The 25474-nt window shown below is 42.3% G+C and carries 21 protein-coding genes and 1 pseudogene; 11 read left to right on the top strand and 11 right to left on the bottom strand.

From position 1 onward, the window contains the following. The first annotated feature begins 122 nt into the window (after positions 1-122). From ACT3ID_RS05685 to ACT3ID_RS05670, 4 genes are all read left to right on the top strand, one after another. Entirely contained in the window at positions 123-722 is a 600-nt protein-coding gene (locus ACT3ID_RS05685; RefSeq protein ID WP_491541028.1) for a hypothetical protein, read from the top strand. Positions 723-733: 11 nt separating this feature from the next. Next, complete coding sequence (locus ACT3ID_RS05680) at positions 734-1003, top strand: hypothetical protein (RefSeq protein WP_491541027.1); 270 nt, start codon at positions 734-736, stop codon at positions 1001-1003. Between the two features lie 32 nt (positions 1004-1035). Beyond that, positions 1036-2079 carry a T6SS phospholipase effector Tle1-like catalytic domain-containing protein gene (locus ACT3ID_RS05675; RefSeq protein ID WP_491541026.1) on the top strand — a complete coding sequence of 348 codons (1044 nt, stop codon included), beginning with the start codon at positions 1036-1038 and terminating at the stop codon, positions 2077-2079. 853 nt (positions 2080-2932) lie between these two features. After that, on the top strand, positions 2933-3808 hold the full coding sequence (locus ACT3ID_RS05670) for a DUF5996 family protein (protein ID WP_491541025.1): 876 nt from the start codon (positions 2933-2935) through the stop codon (positions 3806-3808). Positions 3809-3928: 120 nt separating this feature from the next. On the opposite strand, the gene ACT3ID_RS05665 is transcribed toward ACT3ID_RS05670, so the two are convergent. The 3 genes from ACT3ID_RS05665 to ACT3ID_RS05655 all read right to left on the bottom strand — a co-directional run bounded on the left by ACT3ID_RS05665 (position 3929) and on the right by ACT3ID_RS05655 (position 6567). Further along, complete coding sequence (locus ACT3ID_RS05665) at positions 3929-4879, bottom strand: YihY/virulence factor BrkB family protein (protein ID WP_491541024.1); 951 nt, start codon at positions 4877-4879, stop codon at positions 3929-3931. Between the two features lie 427 nt (positions 4880-5306). Next, on the bottom strand, positions 5307-6248 hold the full coding sequence (locus ACT3ID_RS05660) for a formate/nitrite transporter family protein (protein ID WP_491541023.1): 942 nt from the start codon (positions 6246-6248) through the stop codon (positions 5307-5309). Between the two features lie 190 nt (positions 6249-6438). Beyond that, positions 6439-6567 carry a hypothetical protein gene (locus ACT3ID_RS05655; protein ID WP_491541022.1) on the bottom strand — a complete coding sequence of 43 codons (129 nt, stop codon included), beginning with the start codon at positions 6565-6567 and terminating at the stop codon, positions 6439-6441. A 206-nt stretch (positions 6568-6773) separates the two neighbouring features. Here ACT3ID_RS05655 and ACT3ID_RS05650 point away from each other — a divergent pair, with 206 nt between their 5' ends. The 4 genes from ACT3ID_RS05650 to ACT3ID_RS05635 are packed head-to-tail and all read left to right on the top strand — an operon-like array spanning position 6774 to position 12051. Further along, positions 6774-7343 (top strand): RNA polymerase sigma factor, encoded by a 570-nt coding sequence (locus ACT3ID_RS05650; RefSeq protein WP_491541021.1) that lies wholly within the window; start codon positions 6774-6776, stop codon positions 7341-7343. Positions 7344-7347: 4 nt separating this feature from the next. Next, positions 7348-8289: a FecR family protein gene (locus ACT3ID_RS05645; RefSeq protein ID WP_491541020.1), complete on the top strand. Its 942-nt coding sequence runs from the start codon at positions 7348-7350 to the stop codon at positions 8287-8289. 7 nt (positions 8290-8296) lie between these two features. After that, a complete protein-coding gene (locus ACT3ID_RS05640) occupies positions 8297-11077 on the top strand; it encodes a carboxypeptidase regulatory-like domain-containing protein (RefSeq protein WP_491541019.1) in 2781 nt (926 codons plus the stop codon). Between the two features lie 59 nt (positions 11078-11136). After that, the gene (locus ACT3ID_RS05635) at positions 11137-12051 is read left to right on the top strand and encodes a fasciclin domain-containing protein (RefSeq protein WP_491541018.1); all 915 of its coding nucleotides are present in this window, start codon (positions 11137-11139) and stop codon (positions 12049-12051) included. A gap of 1063 nt (positions 12052-13114) precedes the next feature. On the opposite strand, the gene ACT3ID_RS05630 is transcribed toward ACT3ID_RS05635, so the two are convergent. Together ACT3ID_RS05630 and ACT3ID_RS05625 are read right to left on the bottom strand one after the other, a co-directional pair. Continuing rightward, positions 13115-14194 carry a M42 family metallopeptidase gene (locus ACT3ID_RS05630; protein WP_491541017.1) on the bottom strand — a complete coding sequence of 360 codons (1080 nt, stop codon included), beginning with the start codon at positions 14192-14194 and terminating at the stop codon, positions 13115-13117. Between the two features lie 335 nt (positions 14195-14529). After that, positions 14530-15195, bottom strand: a complete 666-nt coding sequence (locus ACT3ID_RS05625; protein ID WP_491541016.1) for a collagen-like triple helix repeat-containing protein — start codon at positions 15193-15195, stop codon at positions 14530-14532. Between the two features lie 152 nt (positions 15196-15347). Here ACT3ID_RS05625 and ACT3ID_RS05620 point away from each other — a divergent pair, with 152 nt between their 5' ends. The 3 genes and pseudogenes from ACT3ID_RS05620 to ACT3ID_RS05610 all read left to right on the top strand — a co-directional run bounded on the left by ACT3ID_RS05620 (position 15348) and on the right by ACT3ID_RS05610 (position 17601). Continuing rightward, entirely contained in the window at positions 15348-15824 is a 477-nt protein-coding gene (locus ACT3ID_RS05620; protein ID WP_491541015.1) for an acyl-CoA thioesterase, read from the top strand. 103 nt (positions 15825-15927) lie between these two features. Beyond that, a pseudogene (locus ACT3ID_RS05615) lies at positions 15928-16290 on the top strand (endonuclease domain-containing protein). Positions 16291-16344: 54 nt separating this feature from the next. Beyond that, the gene (locus ACT3ID_RS05610) at positions 16345-17601 is read left to right on the top strand and encodes an HD domain-containing protein (RefSeq protein WP_491541014.1); all 1257 of its coding nucleotides are present in this window, start codon (positions 16345-16347) and stop codon (positions 17599-17601) included. Positions 17602-17956: 355 nt separating this feature from the next. On the opposite strand, the gene ACT3ID_RS05605 is transcribed toward ACT3ID_RS05610, so the two are convergent. The 6 genes from ACT3ID_RS05605 to ACT3ID_RS05580 form a co-directional block, all read right to left on the bottom strand. Continuing rightward, on the bottom strand, positions 17957-18430 hold the full coding sequence (locus tag ACT3ID_RS05605) for a dihydrofolate reductase (RefSeq protein ID WP_491541013.1): 474 nt from the start codon (positions 18428-18430) through the stop codon (positions 17957-17959). After that, the gene (locus ACT3ID_RS05600) at positions 18427-19275 is read right to left on the bottom strand and encodes a thymidylate synthase (protein ID WP_491541012.1); all 849 of its coding nucleotides are present in this window, start codon (positions 19273-19275) and stop codon (positions 18427-18429) included. Before ACT3ID_RS05600 ends, ACT3ID_RS05605 begins: the two co-directional genes overlap by 4 nt. A 23-nt stretch (positions 19276-19298) precedes the next feature. After that, complete coding sequence (gene mgtE, locus ACT3ID_RS05595) at positions 19299-20681, bottom strand: magnesium transporter (RefSeq protein WP_491541011.1); 1383 nt, start codon at positions 20679-20681, stop codon at positions 19299-19301. Positions 20682-21167: 486 nt separating this feature from the next. After that, the gene (locus ACT3ID_RS05590) at positions 21168-21839 is read right to left on the bottom strand and encodes a response regulator (protein WP_491541010.1); all 672 of its coding nucleotides are present in this window, start codon (positions 21837-21839) and stop codon (positions 21168-21170) included. Positions 21840-22084: 245 nt separating this feature from the next. Then, entirely contained in the window at positions 22085-24883 is a 2799-nt protein-coding gene (locus ACT3ID_RS05585) for a sensor histidine kinase (protein ID WP_491541009.1), read from the bottom strand. Positions 24884-24954: 71 nt separating this feature from the next. After that, positions 24955-25347: a hypothetical protein gene (locus ACT3ID_RS05580; protein WP_491541008.1), complete on the bottom strand. Its 393-nt coding sequence runs from the start codon at positions 25345-25347 to the stop codon at positions 24955-24957. Between the last annotated feature and the right edge of the window lie 127 nt (positions 25348-25474).

The following is a 25474-nucleotide window of genomic DNA, read 5'->3' as shown; positions in this document are numbered from 1 at the left end:
TTGGACTCCCGAACATTTTCCCACCTTGATTCCATAGAGTAAACATTCAAGCGAATCTAAAGCGAACAATTGCAAAAGTTGCTGCCATCTATTATCCTAGTTTAAAACAAAGGCTATATGTTATGGGTATAAATAAATTCATCATTGCTTTGTCAGGCCTCTCACTATTGATTGGATGCGCCTCAATCCCCAAAGAATCTCCCGAACTCTCTCACGAAGTCGGACAGCGCATATCCGCTATGAAAGAAGCCCACCTCAATTTGGTCGAGCAATATTTTAATCTGAAAAAAGAGGAGGTAAAACAGACCTTTGAAGAAGAATGGATCCCCGCCTACGCTGAAAGCTTTTTCTCACATCCCGAAACAAAAAGTTATTGGGATTCTCTTGCCGATGGCGATGAAGATGAACGCGTGCAATTTTTTGTAGAGACAAATCCGACTATGCTTAAGGAGATCCGTGCAAAACAGAATGAATATTTAGCACCGCTCAATGAGATGGAATCACAGGTCAAAGACAGCCTGCGAAGAGAATATAACCAGATACTTTCGGCAAACAATACGCTGACCAGTTTCTTATCCGGAGCTGCTGAAGTAAACGAGAATCGTGAGCAGTATTTGGAATTGTTTGGCGTAAAGTCTGAAGAAATTGACCATCATATTGAGAGGGTGGAAAAGCAATCAGAGGAAATTATGGAGGAAATCAAAGAAGCCAATATCAATTAAACCGCAAAATTATGAGCAAAACACCTGATTGGGATAAAATTTCTGAAGAAGCCAGTAAGGAAGCGGATAGTAAGGTTGGGGATAAGATTTTAAAGAAAATTCAGATGGACCAAGAGGAAATTGAAGAACTTTTTCCTGATACAAAGGACCAAAAGAAGTTTTCGGAGTTAATGAATATTGTTAAATCAGCTGATGATCGAAATCAAAAGGTAAATAAAATCAATAATCGTATCGAAGACTTTTCGGGGACTATCCTTACCCTTTTGGATACGGTTGTTTGACTTGGAATTAATTAAAATGAAAGAAGATCGTTATGGCTAAAAACATTGTCATTTTATCGGATGGAACGGGCCAGAAGGGTGGCGAGGGGTATAATACCAACATCTATAAGATTTTTAATACCATTGAAAATCGCACCGATAACCAGATTATTTTTTATGATCCCGGAATCGGTACCAGCGGCATAGAACTAATCAAACAGATCTCCGGCTATGGAATCTCCGAAAATATTAAAGATTGTTACCGATTTTTGTTTGAAAATTTCCAGGCAGGTGACAGTATTTACCTAATGGGATTTAGCAGGGGCGCAGCAACTGTCCGCAGCCTGTCAAGCTTCATCCATTATTTTGGCATTTTGCCTAAATCGCGGGAAGATTTAATTGATGAGGCTTATAGAATTTATAAGATCGACAATGACGAAAAGAGAAAAGCCAAAGCAGAGGCTTTTATCGATAAACACCACACCATGTGGACGCGCATCAAGTTTTTGGGATGTTTTGATACGGTATCTGCTTTAGGGCTTCCATTTGAAAAAATAAGTGCCATTTTGGATAAGATTCCATTCTTCCGACATAATTTTCATAACTATAAGCTTAGCAAAAGTGTTGAACATGCTTATCACGCTTTGGCCATCGACGATGAGAGAAAAACCTTTCATCCAAAATTGTGGAATTCAGATATTGAAGAATACCAGACATTGCAACAAGTGTGGTTTCCCGGCATGCATACGGATGTAGGAGGTGGATATGAGGAGTGTGATCTTTCGGATATTCCCCTGCTCTGGATGTGTCAAAAAGCAATAAACCACGGACTCCGAATCTATGATGAGGAAAATTTGGATATAACTCCAAAAGCAGACGCGGTAATGCACGATTCCCGGAGTAAATGGTGGGAAAAATTAATTTATAGTCAGAAAGAACGTTATTGGCCTAAAGACAGATCTGATAAACCAGTTATTCATGAATCTGTGGTGGAACGAACAGAAAAGAAAGATTATGAACCATGGATTCTTTCCACTGATTATGAGGTTGAATCGTATGGAGAAACAACAGCATCACGTGACCCGTCGGTGGTTTAGATTCTTTATGCGATGTCACTCCGCCCCCGACTGGTCCGACTACAGGCGGATGCGGAGTCTCGAATAACAAGAAAATGATTGACAAATATGAACAGCGTTCTCCCAGCAGATTTCCAATAATATCCTTCTTGTTCGGACCCACCCCCAAGTTGTGAGGGAGTTGCACTCCCGAACAAAAGCATGCCAGCTTTAGGGCTGTAGAGTTATCAGCTACTTGCCAAAACCTATTTTCTAATTACTCCTAGGGTGTGTACTCCGAATATCTCTTGGTTCGTTTAAAGTAGATGATTAAAGAATTCTTATATACGAAAAAAATCAACTATATAAAGCAAACTGATCGTTGGTTGCTATAGATGATTTACATCTTCTAAAAGTAATTTATGGAGATGCATATTTAATACTTGCGAGTTAACTATCTAATAGACTGAAATCCCACTAAATGGAGAAGTGCTCCAACCTACAACTTCTTTCAATAGCAAACAGCTGTCTTCAGACAGCTTCGGGTAATTTTAATTAGCCCAGTTTTTTAAGGCTGGGCATAAAGGGTATCATTATCAATAACACCCCTCCCCGCCTCCGGCGGTACTCCCCTGGAGGGGAGATCTATGATCAATGAGCGATTTGACAAATCGCTCTACACAAATAAGCTGTTACAGGCTTGCATCTGATCCTATAAAAGTGAGATACGAGGATGTCTATAGTTAAAATGCAGCATTTAGGCTCAGTAAAAAGCTAGAGTATTTAAGCCAAAACCGGAACAAAAGCTGGAAAATTACCTAAATCTTAACACCTCTCTTTCTATGATGTATTGGAATAAGTCACAGGTGCCCATAAACAACTTTAGTTCAGCGCTATGAATAGAAAATTTTTCGAAATTAGCAATTGGCCGGAACTGTCGGCGGTATCTGATTGGGTGGATACGCTCAACTCGATTCATCTTTGGTCGCAGATTGTTGGGAAAATCCGCATGACGCATATGCCCTGGACGAATCACAGCTGGCACGTAACGCTGTATGTATCATCCCGCGGATTGACTACTTCCCTGATCCCGCATCCTTCCGGTGCATTTGAAATCGAATTCAACTTTGTGGAGCACCAACTGGAGATACAAAAAATAATCGGTCAGGAGATCAAAATTGATCTGCAATCAATGTCCGTTGCCGATTTTTACAATGATATCTTCGATGCTCTCAAGCAGATGGATCTGGAAACGAAAATTTATCCTATGCCCTCTGAAATGCCCGATCCCATTATATCTTTTCCTGAGGATACCGGACCGAGAGCTTATGACAGCAAATCTGTTTTCCGTTTCTGGCGGTCGCTGACCGATATCCACCGGGTTTTTACGCAGTTCAGATCTGATTTTAAAAGCAAAGCAAGCCCGGTTCATTTTTTCTGGGGCTCTTTCGATTTGGCAGCGACGCGCTTTTCCGGCCGGACCGCTCCCAAGTTCTCGGGCCATGTACCCAACTGTCCCGACTGGGTGATGGAAGAAAGTTACTTCCGCGAAATGTCTAGTGTGGGATTTTGGCCGGGTACCGGACTGGGAGAAGAGGCTTTCTATTCCTATGTCTACCCCGAGCCGGAAGGTTACCGCGACTCCGAAATTGAGCCGAAAGATGCCTACTACAATAAAGAGCTGGGAGAGTATATTCTGCCATACCAGTCAGTGAAAAAGGCATCAAATCCAGATAAAGCGCTGCTTGGTTTTTCTTCAATCGACGTATGAAGCTGCAGCAGAATACGGCGGCTGGAACAGAGAAGGATTGGAAACAGATTGAAACCGATCTGCTGAAACTGTCCGAAACTGATTTCCAAATCTAACCCCTGCAGACGATGACCTAAAAAATCAGGAATTATCTGCGACATTGTCGGCATGATAAGCATTCCTGTCGCCCATGGGTCTGTCTTTGCCGATGGTTGTATCCTTGCGGGTCTGATGCTCCATTTCAGAATTGATTTCAGCGCCCAGTAATATAACGTAAGCCGTAATATAGAACCACAGCATGAGTATGATCACTGCGGCAAAACTTCCGTACATCTTATCATAATTCCCAAAGTTACTGATATATATTGAGAACAGAATTGAGCCCACCAGCCATAAAATAGTAGCTATAACGGCTCCCCAGCTGACCCAGCTGAATTCAGGATTGCGGCGGTCGGGAGCTATTTTATATGTAAGAGCCAGAACCCCCATTATGATTAGTGCCAACAAAGGCCATCGCAACCATTGGATGACAGTTTCCACTCCATAAGCAGGCAGATTAAAACCTCCAATAATTGCAGGGAAAACTACAACCAGCGCGGTACAAATTATACCTATCACTATTCCGCCGATGGTGAAGAGCAGTGTTAATCCATTATATTTGAAAAATCCCCGCTCATCAACTTCATCATAAGCAACATTTATACCTTCAAATACTGCCTTTGTCCCTTGCTGGGCACTCCAAAGACTAAAAAGAACACTTGCAATTAAACTCCATCCCAGCGTTTCTTCCGTTTTTCCCGTAATATCTTCAAGGATATCCGAGATCATATCAGCAGATTGCTGGGGCAGGATATGAGCTACTTCGCTTATTTGCTGTTGAATCTGTACTGGATCCATAACCAATCCAAAAGTAGATATAGCTGCTATTAATATGGGAAAAAGCGCCAGGAAAAAATAAAAGGCTACACCCGCCGCCACTATTGCAATATGATCTATAGTAAGTTCACTATTTATGCGCTTGCCTATTTGCTTCCAGCTTCTCCAGGATAACTGAATGGGTTTCTCGGCAGAGTGCATATTTTCCGTTTTCATTTTATTACTTACCTGTTAATTCTGCTACTGTTGGATTCTAATAGATACCGTTTTTTTATATAGATAGAGCCAGGATACCACCAAGGGATGTAAAAGTTTCAATTTATAGTCCGTTTTAAAGTTGCTCCTCTCTTTTAACTTTTATTTTCCGCGCCTCCGAGAGTGATCCCTATAACTAATTTTAAAGCAACTAGTCTCTCATTTTGTTCCTTTACACATTTTGGGTTTTCTGTAATAATAAACAGCATCCAGTAGTGAAATAAAGATGTTGAAAAGCTAGAGATATCTCCTGCCAGTTCGATTACCAGCACGTTAATAATCCACCAGATTCTTGGCGTAGTAGACCTTCAATTTGACACTACCCACTCTCGAAAAAATTTACATTCCGTACCAGCGCGGATAGACAGTCTGCACTTCACGGGATATTTCACAGCTCCTCTTCGGTGGGCGGTTTGGGACGTGGGGTTCCAAATGGACGTCCGCCTTTCATACTGAAAAGCATCTCGCGAACACTGAGAACGCGTATCTCGGGATAACGTTGATATTCGGCTTGTACATATGACATATTGGTAAAGAGAAATACACCTCCTACCGTATTGCCCAGCAGCACCGGAATCCAATAATCGGTTACAACAGCTAAAGAAAAAACTTCCCAGTGATAAAACATAAAGAAAGCTACCTCTGCCGCCGCTGTAATAACATGAAATAAGTTGCATGCGGCAATCATGAAAAATACCATGTAGATAATAACAATTCGGGATATCGTATCACGTGCGGCTATCGTGAGCCACACCACTCCGGCGACAAGCCATCCGGCAAAAAGTGCCCTGAAGAACACATCCCACCATTCCAGTTCTATTCCATGACTAACAAAACCGGTTGCGGCCTCTCTTGCTTCGGGAGAAAGGACGGCGGTATTTGCTAATATATATGCTCCGAGAATGGCACCCATAACATTGCCAATTAGCACAATTCCCCACACGCGCAGCAACTTGGGCAGGCTGGCTAATCGCGACAATACGAGAGCTACGGGAGGAAGCGTATTTTCGGTAAAGAGCTGGTAACGTCCGAGAATAATGTACATGAATCCCAACGGATATAGCAGTGACCCCAGGTATATATTATCAGGGAAAGACGTGGTCCCTACTGCAAATCCTATCAGGGTTAATATGATGGCGATTCCGGCGGTAATTCCGCTAAAGAATAACTCCCGAAAGCTGCTTGTGATTTCTTCACTGGCCGAAGCGAGTACCCTGTGCTGAATTTCTTGCCACGAAAAACGATCGCCCAGGGCCCATCCCGATCGGGGAGCTCCCGAGGCAGTTTGGTCGCCTTTGCGCATATCAGGGGCCTCTTCTTCTTTATCCATATCCTTTTTCTCTCAGTTCATATTCATAATGCATTAGCTACCAGGCTGACTGTTGAGCAGTAGCTGATTCTGTAGTACAAACTGTAATGCTATCCTTTCCATTCAATGAACGGCATAGAATACGTACTTTTTCTGAATGTTATCTCTCACACACTTGCGAGCTATTTCCGGGAGACCCTTCGACTCACGCTCAGGGTGACATCAGCGTTGGTCTTTCTTCGGGGAGCGTCCGACTTTCGGCGTCATTCCGACTAAGTCCGCTGAGATCAAGCGGACGCTCGGAGGAATCTGAAAAAAGCTTTATCGGAAAATTTGCCATGATAGATTTCTCCGCTTTTCCGACAGTAGTCGGAACCGGTCGAAATGACGTCGGAGTGGTTATCTGCGCACAATAACATCAGCGTTGTTTTATAAGGTTGTTCTGCCTTCATAGATTTACCAATGCTGCCAAATAATTTTTGAATCTCATTAGTCATTTACCGATGCTTCCGTGTACTACCAACAGAACCGGAGATAAATTTGCGTATGGGATCAGCTACTGATCAACAATTTAGAGAGTGGGCTCAGCGGATTCGTGCATCTGATGAGGATGCCTTTGCTGATCTTTTTCGCGCATGTTATCCCCGGATGATAAAATTTGCCTGGCGCTATGTTCGAACCGAAACAGAGGCTCATGATGTAGTTCAGGAATCGTTTATAAATCTATGGAAAGTGAGGAAAAATATTGATCCTCATCTATCACTGCGTTCTTATTTGTATCAAATAGTACGCAATCGTGCACTCAATTATCTGAGAGATAAAGAAGATCATACTCCAATTGAGAATGCAAGTAAAGATCGACTGAAAGTAGAAAGCCAGGTACTTTCAAAAGTTGGCGAAAACAAAAATTATGATAAAAAAATGGCCCAATTAATAGCCGAGCTTCCGGATCGCCAGCGCGAAGCTATGGAGCTTAGTCGTTTTGAAGGACTTGATCACGACGAAATTGCTAAGGTTATGGATATTTCGCCACGAACAGTTAACAATCATATCGTAGCTGCACTTAAAACGCTGCGAAAAGAATGGAAGTCGTTTAAGAGTAACCATAATGGATAATGCCATGAGTGATAACAACAAGCTGTTATCGATTTTAAAACAATCCGGTGAAAACCCGGATAAAGAAGCTCGTAAAGAAATGGAGCAGGTCTGGGAACGTGCTTCCAAAGCCGATCCCACAGAATCTCTGCACATTTCTGATCGAAAAGTGGATGAAGCATTGAAAAAAGTCCAAAAGAAAATACAACCCAACAGTCAGGTTGATAGTGGTCAAAGTAGATTTACATATTTCAAGTATGCAGCGGCAGCGGCTGTTTTGCTGATTGCTGTCGGACTGACTTATATCTTGATGCCTGTCAGAATAAGTGTCCCATATGGAGAGACACAAACAGTAACGCTGCCCGATGAAAGTACAATCAAGTTGAACAGCGGTTCAGAAATTACCTATTCTCGTCTTTTCGGGATATGGAATCGGGAAGTATCGTTGCAAGGCGAAGCATTTTTCGATGTCCGGTCAGATGGCAGTACGTTTACCGTTACTACAGATAACGCTGCAATCCGTGTTGTAGGAACCAAGTTCAACGTGCGATATTGGCCCTCCGAAATCGAAAACCGTACTTCTGTTTTTCTGGTAGAAGGCGCCGTAAATTTCAGTTCACTGCTAGCAGACCATGATTCGATCATGTTAGAAGCCGGCCAACAAAGCTGGGTTTCCAATGAGCAGCCCAGACCTGTCGATCCGATCACGGCCGATCAAAAAAAGGCGCTGGCCTGGCAGCATAATAGCATGGCATTTGAAAATCAGCCACTTTCATCCATTTTTGCAGAGCTTGAACGACGATTTGATGTTGATATCAACGGACATCCGGATATAATGAATGATAAGATTACGATTTATCTTTCCGGAATCGAAAATGCTGAGTCGGCTATAAAAGATATTTGCCGGGCCCAGGGATTGATCTATAAAGAGCAAAACAGGAAGTTTCTGATCTTGAGGAACAAATGACAACGGCATGAGCGCAATCAATCGAAACATACTATCGCTATTCCTGGGTTTTTTCCTGCTACTTCCAGCCGCATTGTTGGCACAGGATGCATCCGACGCTGACAATTATAACTATACATTTATAGCTCGAGGCGAATCACTCGATTTTACGTTGCAGCGATTGGTCCAAAAAACGGATATTGATCTTATATATGATCCGCAGTTGATGACTGATGAACCGGTCTTTGTGCGGGCAAAGGATAAAAATGCCGAAGAAATTCTGCGGCTTATCCTGGAAGAAACTGATCTCGACTTTATCCAGCTTTCATCGGGGACCTATGTGCTTGTTAGAGATACGCGCCAGAAAATTTCGTGGGGCAGTATGACGGGTAAAGTAGTCGATAAAACAACAGGTCAGCCTTTGAGCGGCGCTCATGTAATGCTTGCTGATGCCTCAGGCGGAACTTCCACAAATAGGTCGGGATACTTTAATATTCCCAAGCTTGAGCCCGGACATTATGAGATCACGGTTACCTATGTAGGATATCGCCCGGTCAAAGATACCGTCTGGGTGCCAGCTGAAAACCCAGTGCAACAATATATATCGCTGGAGACTAAACCCGTTTGGGTGGAGCCAATTATAGTAAGTGACACTCAAAAACTATTGCCGGCAGCTAGCTCTTTTACCGGCAAGGTCGAAAATCCCCAGGAAACAATGCTGGGCACAATTGATGCGGTAAAAAGTATGAATACTGTTATGGGCATCAATTTTAATCTGGCGCTGGCCGATTATCATATCCAGGGTGGTAATACGGGACAACATCAGCTGCGTCTGGACGGCGTGCCTGTTTACAATCCTGTTAGTATGGGTCGGCTAATCGGAGCCTTCAATCCCTATGCCCTGGGGCCCATCAATATTCACAAAGCAGGTTACAGCACGTCGGTTGGCAGCCAGCTTTCAGGAGTAGTCGACCTAAAACACGATTTGAGTAATCAGCAAGATCAGTCATTGCTCGTGCAGGCCGATCCTTTGAGCGTCAATGCTCGTTTTGATTATCACCTCGATAATGAGGACGGGCCAGATATCAACCTGATGCTGGCCGGCCGTGGTAATATCTGGCGCTGGTACGAAAAACCCGAACTTGCAAAAACATTTAGGGAATGGGATCAGGTGGATCCACTGCTGACGAACAACCTCCTCGATATAAGCTCAACGAATATGAATTTTCTGCAGGAAAATCATAGTTCTGATATCCACTATTCTGATCTTCATCTGGCTGCTTCTATTGAACACAGTGATTTTCAAACCACAAAGATTTCGGCATATCGCGGCAAGAATTTTTTACAAACAGATCTTTTTTCCCAAAATGTAGAGCTGTCTTTTGATGCTCCCAACTACATGTCTGCCATCGATCGATACAACTGGACCAACTGGATGGGCAAAGTAGAGCATGAGTGGCTCGTTAATCCCCGGCTGGATGCCAGCACATCAGCATATATGACCCGTCATACATTAAGGCATCAATATGCCATGGGTGATAATTTGAATACGACGTTAAATTTTGCCGGGTCAGTTTCGGATCAGCTAAGATCGGAAGCTATGCAAAATATGAGTACCGGCGATCAAAATGGAGTGACAGAATCGGGTGTGGAAGCAAATATCAGTTACAGCGTAAACAATAATTATCAAATAAAATCGGGACTCAAACTGACCCACCTGGATTATCAATTTCATCTCTCCGATCTGTACGTGAATACTGCCCATTCGGAATCAACAAGCTTTCTGTTATCCAATTTTGTGCAGAATAACTTTTTCTTTTCAAACCAGACGAGCCTTTCGACGGGCAGTCGATTTACATTTATTCCCAGCCGAGACCTTGTTTTTGCAGAGCCTCGACTATCGATTCAGCATGATGAACCGGAAACCCCCCTTGGGTATTTATCTGCAAAACTTTCGGGCGGCATTTATCGTCAATTCATCAATCAGTTTGATGTGAGTAATATCGCCCCCTCTGCCCTTGTGCCTTCAATGCGATTTTGGGTACCGGCAGATTTTTCGACGGATGTACCCAAGGCCTATCATCTGTCCGGCAACTTACTCTGGGAACCGAATGAGCTCTGGACGGCAGAAGTTGAATCCTATTATAAGTGGATGCCTACAACACTGTCGCTGGATTACCGCAAACTGTTTGACTTCAGCCTGATTGGTCCTCAGAATCTGGCGCAACAAGCACAATTTATAACTGATTCTCAGCAGTATGCCTACGGCAGTGGACTTTCTATTCATAGAGTGTTACCTGCCCTTCAAATGCAGCTTACCGGGAAATATCAGTTCAGCCGCGTCCAGCGGCGGATTGGGTATCGCTTTGACGGCGAATATGAAACAGTGCCGTGGAACCACCCCCATCAGTTTAATTTCCGAGCTGAATGGCAGGCTTTTTCTGATTTCATGGTGCTTCTGCAATGGAAAAGCATCTGGAATCGAAGCTGGGGATTTCGAAAAGCGTATTATGATTACCTGGCAATAGATGGTGCTGATAATAGCAGTAACTACAATTTTAATGATCCATCACGCGATCGGCTTCCGGCTTATCATCAGCTGAATGCCGGAGTCAGCTATAACTTTAAGCTAAAAAAAGGAACCCTTCAGATGCGAATGGATGTTTTCAATTTATTAGATCACTCCAACGTAGTGAATTGGTGGCTTTATCCCACAGCTACCGACAATGATGAGGAAATATCATATGAAATGAGGGAACGCCAGATGCCCGGCTTCAGCCCATCGGTCAGCATAAAATTTTCTTTCTAGCCACTAGTCATTCCCGCTGTTTTCCGGGTATTATATTCTAAGCCTTAAATCTAGATACCATGTATTTATCAAAACTGCTCCAAACCCCTGGTGGAATTCTTGTATCAGCACTTGTTGCGCTTTTAACTTTAACGTCTTGTCTTAACGATGAGAATACATCACAGGCGGACTCTGAGGTAGATCTCATTGAAGAAGCTAATGTCTATGATGAACTGAATACTTTTTCGGAATATGCCGATAGCCTGAATCTCGAATCATTGCTGTCTGAGTCTGGCAGTTATTCGGTATTTGCTCCCACAAACGAGGCTTTCTCCGACTTTTACCAGAGTATTCTCGATACGCTTTCTACAGAACAACTCGAGGAAGTTTTTTCATATCATATAGCTGATACTGCCCTGTTTACCAATCAGCTTAATCCTAATCAACAAATACCAAGTCTCACAGGCGAAGATCTTTTCATTTCGCTGGGCACCCAAAATATTTTCATTAATAATGGAATATTGGTAGCCGGAAATATTCAGGCTACGAACGGCATTCTGCATGCCACCAATGTTGTACTTTTTCCTGATTCATACCTTGATGTGGCACGCATAATTGGCAAACGTTATGACCTGACTACAATAGGTTCTGCCCTTGAAGAAACAGGTTTACAGTCAACGCTGACTGAAGATACAGAGAATGGATACACTGTCTTTGCTCCCACAAATAGTGCCTTTGAAAATATTATTCCACCCGAAAATGAAGAATTGCAAAACCTGCTTGAATATCATGTTATCCCGCAAACGTTGCGGGCCGATGATCTCGGGGCATCCCAGACTCTTGAAACAATGAACGGTGAGGAAGTCATCATTGAGGTTGATGGTGATACAATAACTGTCAACGACTCTGCCTCTGTAACCACTGTTGATCTGGAAGGCACCAATGGTGTGGTCCACATTATAGACAACGTTTTGACCTCTTCGCAGGATAATTGATTTAATCCCTGGAAACCTACGTCAAGAGAGCCAAACACCTATCAAGACATAAAGCCTGCCGTTTACCCCCGGCAGGCTTTATTTTTTAGCTCATATTCCGATCCAAACTCTCGTCCTAATTTAACTTCTATTTTTACAGTAACAGCATGATCCACTTTTAGCTTTTGTGGTGACTTGCGGCCTCCCACATGGAAGTCGTACTTCGAAGCGACTGCTTCGATATATTAATTTCTATACTTCTTCAAGCAGCGCGCTTGGAGTTACATTTCGTTTTTTGATCTTTTACCACATTTCTAAACTCCTATCTGGGAATGAGTTTACATGGATTTCTCATTTCGCTACGCTCATGCGAAATGAGTCTGAGCTACGTGCCTTCGATTCTAACAAGATTAGTTTAGGACGACGTCGAGGGATAGCGCTGGAAAAATCAGAACCTACTCTCCGTTTTTGTCATCCTGAACCCTGTTCTGAACTTGATTCAGGATCTCTCCAGGATCTCGCACGGCAGAGATCGTTGCTAACACTACAAAATTAATCAGTGATTCTTGCTATACGAGATCCCGGATCAAGTCCGGGATGACGTCGTATTTTTTATCTCATTCCCAAGCCTGTCCTTCGTAGTTTCAATGAAGTTGGGGCTCTTGCTTGAGAATGTAATATATCTTTGAAAGCGGATCTTCTTTCAGGGGCCGTTCCGAAGCAGGAGCTTCGGAACGAGGAGAATTCAATCCACCCCGACGTCTTTTCGACCGAAATCCGGCAACCGGCGGATGGAGTGGAGAAATCTATGCATTTTTTCTGTTCAACAAATATTGATCTGGATTCAAAGTGAAAGAGATCTTCACGCTCCCGATTCCGCCGGAACTAGTTGGGATAAAGCAGTGATGAAATTTCAGATAATGCCGCTCCATCCGGTCGCTGGGTTTGCGATCGGATGGATAGATTGTGAGAGCGTTTATCCTCCCAATCCTTCTCATCTGATATTTCTAAAGGTTCCACAGCAATCTACAAAACAAAATGGAAACCAGCGTGTGGCAACTTCAGCCATCCGACGCGTAATAAGTTACTTTAAAACGTGAAATGCCTGATCTGGTTGTAATGCAAGTACGGATTCGGTCATAAGCTCGATAAGGGTTTCCACATCATTCATCGAAGCTGTTTCGACGGGGGAATGCATATATCGCAGTGGAAGTGAAATAAGCGCACTTGGAATACCTGCTTTCTGATGAAAGATACTGTCAGTATCAGTACCTGTCCGCACGCTAGTTGCTTCATGCTGGACGTCGATCTCTTTTCCTTTACCAACCTCTTCAATAAATTCCACAATTTTGGGATGATTTGCGCCGCCGTGTTGTACTACAGGACCTTTGCCCAATTTCACCAATCCATGCTCTTTATGGTCGATACCGGGTGTGTCGGTAGCATGAGTTACATCAGTTACCAATGCCGCATCGGGATCAATACGATAGCTCATCATTCGAGCACCATAACCCCCCACTTCTTCCTGCACTGAATTTAGCGCTACAACATTTACATTCAGCTCATCGCGGCGATTATTCAGATTCTTGAGCACCTGGGCGATGATAAATCCGCCTATGCGATTATCCAGAGCACGTCCCGACAAAATATTATCAGTAAGAAAATCAAAATCATCGGCATAGGTTATAGGATCACCCACCTGTACCAGTTCAAGGGCTTCTTCTTTGTTCTTAGCCCCGATATCAATATAAATATCTTTCCACTTTGGCTGTTCTCCGCCCCCGTTCTTTTTATCCTGCAAGTGAATTGCCGTATTACCGGTAACGCCGGAAACAATTCCCTCACTGGTATGAATATTTACACGCTTGGCACGCGCAATTGTCGAATCACTACCACCCAGCTTGTTTACGTAAACAAATCCATCCTCGGTAATATGTTGCACAATCATTCCGATCTCATCGCAGTGTGCCTCCAGCATCACCGTCATCACATCGAAACTTGTATTCAATTTGGCGCTGGCCGAGCCATAGGCATCGGATTCTACTTCATCGGCAAAGTCATCAACATAGCCAGTCCACACTTTTTGTCCGGCCGATTCGAATCCCGTAGGACTCGGTGTTATCAATAATTCTTCTAAAAATTCTTTTTCGGATGAATCAAACATAAAAGCAACACAAAATTTTATTCTAAATTAAGTTCTGAATATACGAATTCAACGAAGATCAGCTAAAATACATTTCTTTCATACCATTAGATTCTATGTTAAGCACCAACAAGTTCTCACTTTGTTCATTTCCTTAATGTACAGAGAGCACTAACAGCCCTATTCTAGTGTTTAGAGGATCATCAAGTGTGAATGAAACGACTACAAAATTTATCGTTTCACCTATGTTTATCCGATAACCCACCAAAAGTAGTTACAACGTGTCCATCTGGATATCGACTATCAAAGAAAAGCCGGTACTTTTTTAGTACCGGCTTTCTTTTTTTTTATGGCAATCAATTTCGATTAATTCTATAATCTTCTCCCTTGTCAAACTCTTTTTCGAGATAACTCATGACTTCATCATGATCTAATTTATTGACATCACTTTCCTTCATCTTTTCAGCTGCATCTGCAGTTGCGACTATCCATTTAAAAGTGTAATCAGGGATGGTGGCATCAGAAACATCTGGCAATGAGCAATTTGGACAATTGGCGGTATAAAAGTAAAATAATCTTATTTCTTCTACATCGTAGTCATATCGAAAGTTATAGTAAAATTCACTGCCAAACGCTAAAACCTCATAGGGTAATTGCGTCCATTTTTCAGGAGCCCCTCCAAAGCCATCAATAGTTTTAAAATAAACAAGAACCATCCCCGTCTTATATATTTCCTCAGTAAGGTCAGGAACATCTAACGTGGCTACTCTTGCACTGCGACTCATTGAACTATTCTCATCAGTTTGGAAGTAAAATCTTCCATTCTCCCAGTCCGAATCAGTCAATGTAAGAGTATCAGAGGTTACATTCGCGTTCCCCTCTTCACCCTGCGGCCCCTGTTCGCCTTGAGGACCTTGAGGCCCAGCTGGACCCTCCGGACCTTGTGGGCCTTCACATGCAAATAATAAGGCTACCATCAATAAAAAAGACGCAAAGAAACTACTGAAGTTTTTTGAAACCATAGGTAGATGATATTTTTTTATTAGTAATAGTTAGAAAGGAATTATATGTATTAGTAATATTGGACCTCAAAAATAAAGATCTTCGTGGAATCTCCAACTATATTCTATCCAGTAATGCTTCCTATGAATATTTCATATATTTGATTTACTTGATGAAAAATTATCAAATCTATGCAACTGAAATGATCCGGCCTGACTACAATAAAGATACTTTTCCACACTGGACCACTATTCCCATCCGCTTTCGGGATCTGGATCCCTTAAATCATGTAAATAATGCTATTTTTAGCACCTATTACGAAGAAGCGCGAATAACTTTTATACAGGATGCCGGTAAGCTTGCCGAGGAGCTAAAAAATGGATTCAGCTTTGTACTGGCTAATATTGAAATTGCCTTTATTAACCCGGTTGAATATCCCGCCAAATTATTAATTGGATCCGGCATCAAAAAACTGGGGAATACAAGTATCACCAGTTTCCAGGCTATTTACCAAAAGGATGATAAGAAATTAGTTTCAGTGGCGGAGGCTCATGGTGTATGGTTTGATTTATCCGAGCAGCGTCCGAGTCGCATTCCGGAGCTGCAGAACCAGGAAAAATACATACTTCCGGAAACTCTTTTCGAATGATCATCTTACTATGTACTTTTATGGCCTCGGATAGCTATAAAAAAGACGATAATAAAAACCCACCTCTTCCCTCCCTAAAGCTTCAGGGAGGGAGGAGCCTATTATGAAGAAACATAAATCAATTAAAGAGTTAGCCAGGAAACTAAGGAGGAATCCAACTGATGCAGAAAAGAAGCTGTGGAGAGTTCTCCGAAAAAGAAAACTCGGTGGGTTTAAATTCTTAAGACAGCATCCAATTATCTATGAATAAAGACAATATAAGATCAATTTTTTTATCGCTGATTTCTATTGTGCCGAAAAGAAATTAGTTGTTGAATTTGACGGCAAAGTTCATCACCATCAACAATATTACGATCAGCAAAGAGATCTGGTTCTAAAAGAAAAAGACTTAAATGTTTTGCGGTTTGAAAATAAAGATTTAGAAAATATTGAAATAGTAAAACAACAAATATTAAACTTTCTATAGTCAAATATCTTAGCCCCTCCCTAACTATTAGGAAGGGGCTGGGGTGGGTAAAACATGGATAAAAGTACCCAGTATAAAATATTTAATGATCCGATCCACGGATTTATCACTGTCCCAAAGGGAACCGTACTGGAACTCATTGATCATCCTTATGTACAGCGGTTGCGGCGCATCAAGCAAATGGGACTGGGATACCTGGTATTTCCGGCTGCGGAACATTCCCGGTTTTCGCATGCTCTGGGAGCAATGGAGCTGGCTCAACGCACCCTTAACAATCTCCGCGAAAAGGATACGACTATAAGTCCTGCAGAATACGAAGGAACGCTTATTGCCGTCTTGTTGCATGATGTAGGACACGGTCCTCTGTCACACACACTGGAATTCAACCTGATCGAGGATTTCCATCATGAAAAGATGACGCTGGCGGTTATGCGTCATCTCAACAGAGAGATGGATGGAGCGCTGGATATAGCAATTAAAATCTTTACGGATCAATATCCTAAAAAGCCGTTTCTGAATCAGCTCATCTCTTCACAGCTGGATATCGATCGGCTGGATTACCTGAAGCGTGACAGCGCTTTTACTAATGTTTATGAGGGATCAGTGGGAATTGAACGAATCCTCAAAACAATGCGTGTTCATAATGGAAATATCGTCATTGAAAAGAAAGGCATTTACGCTATTGAAAACTATATCCTTGCCCGCCGGCTGATGTATATGCAGGTTTATCTGCATAAAACGGTGTTGAGTGCGGACCAGCTGCTGAGAAGTATTTTTCGAAGAGTACGCGAGCTCATAAATGCCGGACATAAATTATATCACGCCTCCCCTGCCCTGCAATTTTTCCTGGAACAGCAGCCAAGCGCAAAAAAAGATATCTCGAGCGAGGTGTTACAGAAATATCTGCAGCTCGATGACAACGACGTTTTTCAGAGCATCAAATACTGGCAGTACGCGACCGATCCTATTCTCGCTGATCTCTGCAAGCGATTTCAATCGCGATCGCTCTTTCGTACTACGTTTTTGGACAAAAATCCTTCAAAAGATTTTGCAAAAAAAGTAAAGGCAAAGACACAAAAAGCTTTAAAAGATAGAGGTCTTCCCCATGATGACCAGGCTGCTAATTATTTTTATTCTTTTGATAAAAGTTATAGCGAGGCTTATCGATACGAGAATGAAGGTATCTGGATTTTGGAGGAAAAAGATAAAGCGGTAGAATTTTCAAAAGCGGCGGATACAAAGAATATTATTGCTCTCACCGAACCGGTTGTCAAGCCGTATGTGGTGCACCTTAAGAGCATCGAAATTTAATTTTCTACAACTTTTGTCATAAGCTCACTATTATGTCATCCTGAACTCGTTTCAGGATCTATTGCTAGAAATCACACAAAAGCTTTTATCAGATATATTGCGCCAGATGCTGAAAACAAGTTCAGCATGACACACTTATAGCTTTTGTGATGATTATCAACCACCTCATGGAGATCGTACATCGAAGCGCCTGCTTCGATATGCACTTTTCTATACTTCTGCAAACAACGCTTACCTAGCTCCTGCCTTGGAACGTTTATCGAAACATAGATACCTCATTTCTCCCGAAAGTGTTGGGGATTCATTCGAAATGCTACTCTAATCGTAGTAATCCCGATCATCCTTGATTCAAAACTCAAAATTGTTGCCGTTTATACACCACAAAAGAGAGCTCATCTTTATCTTCTCGTTTTATCTCCTTCCAGGTGCTACTTATTTCATCACGGTACTCCGGAAAATAGGTGTCTCCTTCATACTCTTGATGGATTTCAGTGACAAAGAGTTTATCACACTGATCTAAAAACTGACGGTAAACTTCTCCGCCTCCGATCAAAAAAACCAAATCCTCATCTTTCACATACTCAATTGCGTCATCAAATGAGGAAAACGTAGGAACGTGACTGTAATCCCGGGATCGACTCAAAACTATATTTTCACGTCCCGGCAACGGACCATCCAACTCCTCAAATACGATACGTCCCATAATCATCGGATGTCCCATTGTGGTACGTTTAAAATATTTGAGATCCTCGGGATAGTACCACGGAAGATCCCCATCTTTGCCAATTACCAGGTTTGGATCGTGGGCTACAATAGCAGCCAGCGTCATACTGCCACCTCAAATTTGATAGCAGGATGCGGATAATAACCTTCCAGCGTAAAATCTTCGAACGTAAGTTCATCTACCGGCTTATCGGCTATCTCCAGATCCGGGAGCGGACGCGGTTCGCGTGTTAGTTGCTCTTTGAGTCCGTCGATATGGTTTTCGTAGATATGAGCATCCACAATAGTATGAGCAAACGTTCCATAATCCAGTCCTACTTCGTTGGCAACTGCCATAGTCAGCGCAGAATAGCATGCCAAATTAAATGGGATGCCGAGTGCTATATCGCCCGACCGCTGCGTAAGATGACAATTGAGTTTACCATTCGTGACGTTAAAGACATACATCACATGGCACGGCGGCAGTGCCATCTGGTCGAGAAGACCCGGATGCCATGCGCTTACCACAATACGCCGGCTGTTGGGATTTTCTTTCAGCATTTTTATCGCCCGCTGAACCTGGTCGAATTCTTTCTTAATTAGTACGGTTTTGCAGATGTGGGATGCATCACCTTCAAAATGTATCTCTTCCTCCTCGTGGTAAGGAAACCTGCGCCATAATACCGGATAAATAGGACCTACATGCCCATCTTCGTCGGCCCAGTCATCCCAAATGTGACAATCATTTTCATCCCGCAGCCAGCGGATATGATCTTCACCTCTCAAATACCAGAGGAGCTCTAATATTACCGATCGGAAATATACTTTCTTTGTCGTAAGAAGTGGAAATCCCTCTGACAAATCTACTTTGTAAAATTCCGAAAAGTTAGAAATCGTGTCAATCCCCGTGCGATTTTCTTTTAGTACTCCATTCTCTAATACACTTCGAACCAGATCCAAATATGCTTTCATATTATATATATATCATCTTTTAGTTATAGTAATACTCCCTTAAGAAATAACAGCGCAACTGAAAAGTAGATAATGATCCCCGTTACATCAACTAAAGTTGCCACAAAAGGTGCCGAAGTTACTGCCGGGTCTAACCCCATTTTTGACATTACAAACGGCAGCATTGATCCGCTTAAATTTCCAAAGATAACGACACCAATTAAACTTGTACCTACCGTTAACGCCTGCAGTACCAACGCATAAGTAAGAACATCACCACGCATTACCATCCAGGTTCCAATGACGATGGAACCAAGAATTCCCAAAAAACCACCTAGCAAAAATCCGGAAAGAAGTTCACGTTTCAACACCATTTTCCAATCTGTCAAATTAATATCATCGGTTGAGATCGCTCGCACGATAAGTGTTGCTGCCTGTGATCCACTGTTTCCACCACTGGAAATAATCATGGGAATAAAAAACGAGAGCATAGCCGCAGCAGCAAGAGTTTCCTCATAATTGGCCATAGCCGTAACAGTAAGCATTTGTCCCATAAAAAGGATGATCAACCAACCCACCCGCTTTCGAACCATACTGAAAATACCTGTCTGTGAATATGCTTTATCCAGCACATCCATACCGGCCATCAGCTGCATATCTTCGGTGGTCTCCTCTTCGGCAACATCAATGACATCGTCAAATGTCACAATACCAACTAAAATGCCGTCTGAATCGACAACGGGCATAGCTACACGATCATACTTACTAAGCATTTTCACAGCATCCTCCTGGTCGTCAAAAGCACTTAGCGCCTCAAAACTTTCATCCATAACAGATGATATCGGCTCTTCAGGATCGGCCAGGATCAATTGATTCAAGCGTAAATCGTCAATGAGATGTTCTTCGGAATCAACCACATAGATCACATTCACAGTTTCAACACTGTGACCAAATTTTCGGATGTGCTCCATCGCTTTGCGGATAGACCAGTCTTTCTTGACCTTCACATAGCGGGGGGTCATCAGTCGACCCACGCTCTCATCCGGATATCCCAGTAGTTTCTGAGCCTGCTTTCGATCGTCGGGCTTCATCGAATTCATCACCCGCTGTGTTAAATGTCCCGGCAGTTCTTCCATCAGTGAAACCCGTTCATCAGGCTCCAGGTTTGACATTACCTCACTCAACTGCTGGGCCGAAAACATATTCAGCAGCTCCATACCCTTACCAGAGCTCAGATACGTAAATACATCAGCAGCTTTCTGTTTTTTGAGAAGCCTGAAAATGACCACAGCAATTTCGGCATCGAGTTCTTCCAGTAGTTCAGCGACATCAACAGCCGGTACATCATTCAGGATATCTTTCAATGCTACCCAATCCTTTTGCTCAATGAGTTCTTCAAATTCAGGTTTTAGCAGATGAACTATCATAAATGAAACCTTTGGCCATTTTAAATACGCTAAAATTATAACTAAGCATGATATAATATTTGGTAAAATACAACAATTGGACGGGGCAACATCCGGTACCGATTATTATATCGTTGGAAATGTAAGAATAGGTTTTAGAATATCACAACAATTGATTCTTAGAAACCTGTTGGTAGTTAAGATGAGCTCGCAATTTATACACTGTCATATATAAGAAATAAGGTTATACAAAAGGCTATCTATTATACAAAGCCCCGACAAGTCGACGACCTGCCAGGGCTTTTTTAGTGCTCTCTCTTGATCTACTCTTTCACTCAATATGATTCTACTTATATGAAACCACTATGCTTAGAACATTTGTAATATACGTATTCAAAATAGTGAATACACCGCATAGCTATGCATTCTTTTATACAAGGATAGCTTGGCCAATTCGCGGGCTACATGACTTCAAGGACTTTTAGCCATCTACAGAATGAGACACTATTATTTATTGTCATTTTCGGGATCGATAAGCCGGCGTGATATCCCTTTTGAAACGGCCTCGGAACGAGAATGAACCTGTAGCTTTCTGTAAATATTACGGATGTGGTAACGCACCCCATCAACCGATAGGAAGACTGTCTTACCAATAGCTGCATAAGATTTCCCCTTAGCCAGCTGTTCAAGGATCTCCAGTTCCCGTTCATTAAGCTGATCTTCTTTATCAGTTGGTGCAGGCTGATGGAAAGTGGATATCACCTTTCGAGCTATATTCGGTGTCATCGGCGAACCACCATCCCGGGCATCTCGAATAGCCTGTTTTAACTCGTCCGGAGATACTTTCTTCATCAGATATCCTACTGCTCCTGCACAAAGAGCATCAAAAACATTTTTATCGTCATCAAAGACAGTTGCCATAATTATTGAGACCTCGGGATGTTCTTCCCGGATATATTTTACGCCCTCAATGCCCGACATGCCAGGTAATTCGATATCCATCAATACTATATCGGTTTTAGATAACAGATCCGCTTCAAATGCCTCCTCGCATGACTCAAAAGCACCCAACACCACAAAGTCAGACTCAAAATCGAGGATTGTCATCCATCCTTCTCGCATGTAGCGGTTGTCCTCTATGATGATAATTTTTATGAGTTCTTCTACTGTTTTTGACATACCTGAATATAAGCATCAAATTATACTTTGGCACCACATAACTATGTAGTTGTCAATCGTTCATTACTTTCAGCAATTATTAGGGACTTACTTAATCATCGTTATCAGATATTTACCCCACTTCAATTTCCATTGATATAATCCAGCGAGGATCATCGTCACCACGATCCCATTATCCTGTACCATCAGGTTCAGGCGTTCTGCCTGTCGACTACAAAAACAATCATTTGTATCAATCCCAGTTATCAAACCTGTAACCTCATGTTCCATCGAGTACCAACTTCATGATCAGTATCCAACGAAAGCTCTGCACCTAACTGTTTAGCTCTTTTCTTGATATTCTTAATGCCGTGGCCATTGTTTAAATCGATATCGTCTGGCAACCCGGTACCATTGTCTTGCACAACCAATTCTAACGTCTCGTTACGTATCCCAAAAAATATATCCACCCGTTTGGCCTGGGAGTGACGCGCAGCATTAACAACCATTTCTTTGAAAATAAGCCACAAATGCTGCCGCATTTCAATATCTAACGGTCTGGCAATATCGGTATCTATCTCCAGATTGTAGTCCATGTCTTTACTTTCAAACAGGTCAGAGGCAAACCGTCGGCATTTCGACAGCAGGTTTATCCAGTCATCATTTTCGGGATCAATCGACCAAATAATATCAGTGATCTTTTCTTTGGCCTCGAAGGCACTCTCGGAGATCAGCTCCACAAATCGCTCGGTCTTCTGTCCGTTTTGCATCTGGCGGATCGCCTGGGCAAAATAGGTAATTGAGCTCAGCGTGGCACTCACCTCGTCGTGCAGATCACTGGCTATTCGGTTACGGATATGCTGCTCGCGTAAAATGCGATTCACCCGAAATCGATGTATCCCATATAACACGCCTGCAATCCCAATCAAATATAAACCATACGCCCATGCTGTTCGGTACCATGGCGGCAGAATCGTAAACGTAAACGAATCTATTGTCCCCGCCTTGTGATATACATTTCTGCCCTGCACCTCAAAGGTATAGGTCCCTTCGGGTATAAAGGTATAATCTTTTTCTGTCTCCGATGTCCAGCTGCTCCAGTCCTCATCATATCCCCGCAGGCGTGTCCGATACATGTTTTCTTCCGGGGCGATGTAACTTGCTGCCGCATAGGTAAAGCGGAGTTCATTATCCTCATATACAAGCGTTATCGGCAGGTCTGGATCTCCGTATCCGCCATAGATCAGCGAATCGCCCCGAATCAATAATCCGGTGATATTTGTATTAAATTGATAATTGTATTCCCAGTCGGAATCGAAGAGGTGATAAATACCCCTTGTGCCACCAAACCAGACGCTGTTATCTTCACCGCAGTGAAGAGTCGTGATGGTTTCACCTTCATCAATAAGACGATATCGATCTTCCCTTACCTCCCATTTACCTGAGTTAAAAACAGCTTTTTTCATCTTGCGGTTGTTACGGAACCAGATCTCGTTCTCTCTGCACTGCCGAAAATTATTAACCTGTTTCGTCGTCAGTTCACGATGTTGAAAGGTGGTATCCACTACAAAAGAATCCAAACGCGGACTGTGTACAAACAAACCGGCATCGGTTCCCAGCCGTATTCTGCCATCCATAAAGCCCAGGCGTTGAGCTTCTCCATTCTTTTCAGCGGCAATATTATATTTTTTTACTAATAAGCCATTTAACTTGTAACGGAAAATACCTTCACTTGCTGTTACGGCCCATAATTCATCCCGGTCGATAAATAAATCGTAGACATATCCCGGAGCAGCAGTCAGTACCGTCTCCTGAACCTGGCTGCCTTCTTTTTTTATGGTAAAGATCGAATCACTGTTTACACCAAAAAAAAGGTTAGTATCATTACCCGAAGCTTCCAAAAGGCGATATTTAGAGGATGAAAGTAAATTTATATCGTTCCTATATAATTGGTATAATCCTTCCGGCGTGGCCGCGATAATAGTTTTATCCAGTTTTATCCCATCATAAATACGGTTGTTAATACCAGATATCTTATTTAACTGTCCCAGATCATCTGAATAGAAAAGTCCTTCCGTGGAGCCAAAGTATGTTCTGGAGTCAAGCGACTCGATAAACGTGGGAATACCCCCAAAGCCACTGCGCTCATCCAGCTTTGTGACCGGATTATTTACCAGAATTTTTGCTATGCCATTATCCGTAGCGGCCCACAGCGTCTCTTCCTTGTCGACATATAATCCATAAATAATATTCGTGGGCAGGCCGTCTTCTTCAGTCAATATAGTATGAAGGCTACCGTCGGTATTCATGATCACAATACCACCCGTGAGAGTAGCCAAGGCAATTTGGGAGTCGTTGATATAAGTACCGCGATAGATCAAATGCTCTTTGACATAATCCGCCACTTCCGTTTGAAAAGGACGAAATCGCCTGCCGTCAAAAAGCATAAATCCCTGTTCCCGGGATATAAAAAGGTGATGGTCATTTAATGGCAAAACAACATACAAACGATCATTAGCGTAAGATTCAGAAGCAGCAATCGGAGTCAGACGACTTTTTCTAAGATATGCTAGATGATGGTTATTCCTTTGCACAATTATATCATTATCAAGACGAAACAACCCACTGACATCTTCATGAGTTTCAATAACCTCGATAGTATCCGGCTTTACAATAAGGATACCTTCATAAGTTCTTAAATAGAAATGACTATCCTTTCTGATAACCTTCCATACATCGCTGAATTGGTGATCCTGGTGAAAAATGTCACTATCGATTTTTTCGGGTATAAAACTGTTTAATGAGTCTCTTCCTATATATCCAAATTCGCCTCTTCCGCCCCAAAAAACTTTCTCTTCTCCATTAATAAGGGTTCGTACAATACTAGATCCTGGAGTATGTTTGGAGTTCCATTGTACACCGTTAAAACTCACCAATCCACTACTGTTCCCAAAAAATAAGTAACCAGCGTTATCTTGAGTGATATTCCAATTCTGACGAAAATTATCATAGGTTTTTGCATCATACTCTTGTACAAGATAAAGCCCTTGCGAAAAACTCAGCAAGGGCTTTATAAAAAATATTATTGCAATTCCTAATACACGCAAACAGATAGAAATTTTATCAAATAGATTACTTAATTGTCAGGATTATCAGGGTGTTCAACATTAGGATCAATATGTTTGATAAAGTCCTCCCTTTCTTTAACACTTTTACCACTCAGGTCATAGTGAACGAGGGCTTCATACGCATCCTCTTTCTCCAGAAATGTGAAATGATGAGGAACCCCGGACCGCTCACCTGCTATAATTTTTACTCCCCTGGTCTGCCTGTGATTGGGCATTTGATTCATTTCCAAATAGAGGATTAACTTTTTTGTCGGAATATCATCAAATGCCACTTCCAACCCTTCTTTTTTTGGTATCCTGGATATAAATTTTCCATTTCGCCTGCCAGCTCCCCTTCTCTCACCGTTCTCAACCTTAACAAATGCATTTATATCAATATTTAGCCTATTAAAAATTTTCATGCCATCCCACGGTTTATTTATTAAAAATGATTTGGTTTTTAATTAAGAAAGACTAATAAGTTTATCACCACATAGTTATGTGGTAAATCGATCTAACCTCCTGTTGACCAACATATCCTGTTTTTCC

The sequence above is a fragment of the Fodinibius sp. GM108 genome (assembly GCF_058386985.1).
Note: the sequence above shows the minus strand (reverse complement) of the source record. Positions and strands in the feature narration are given on the sequence as shown.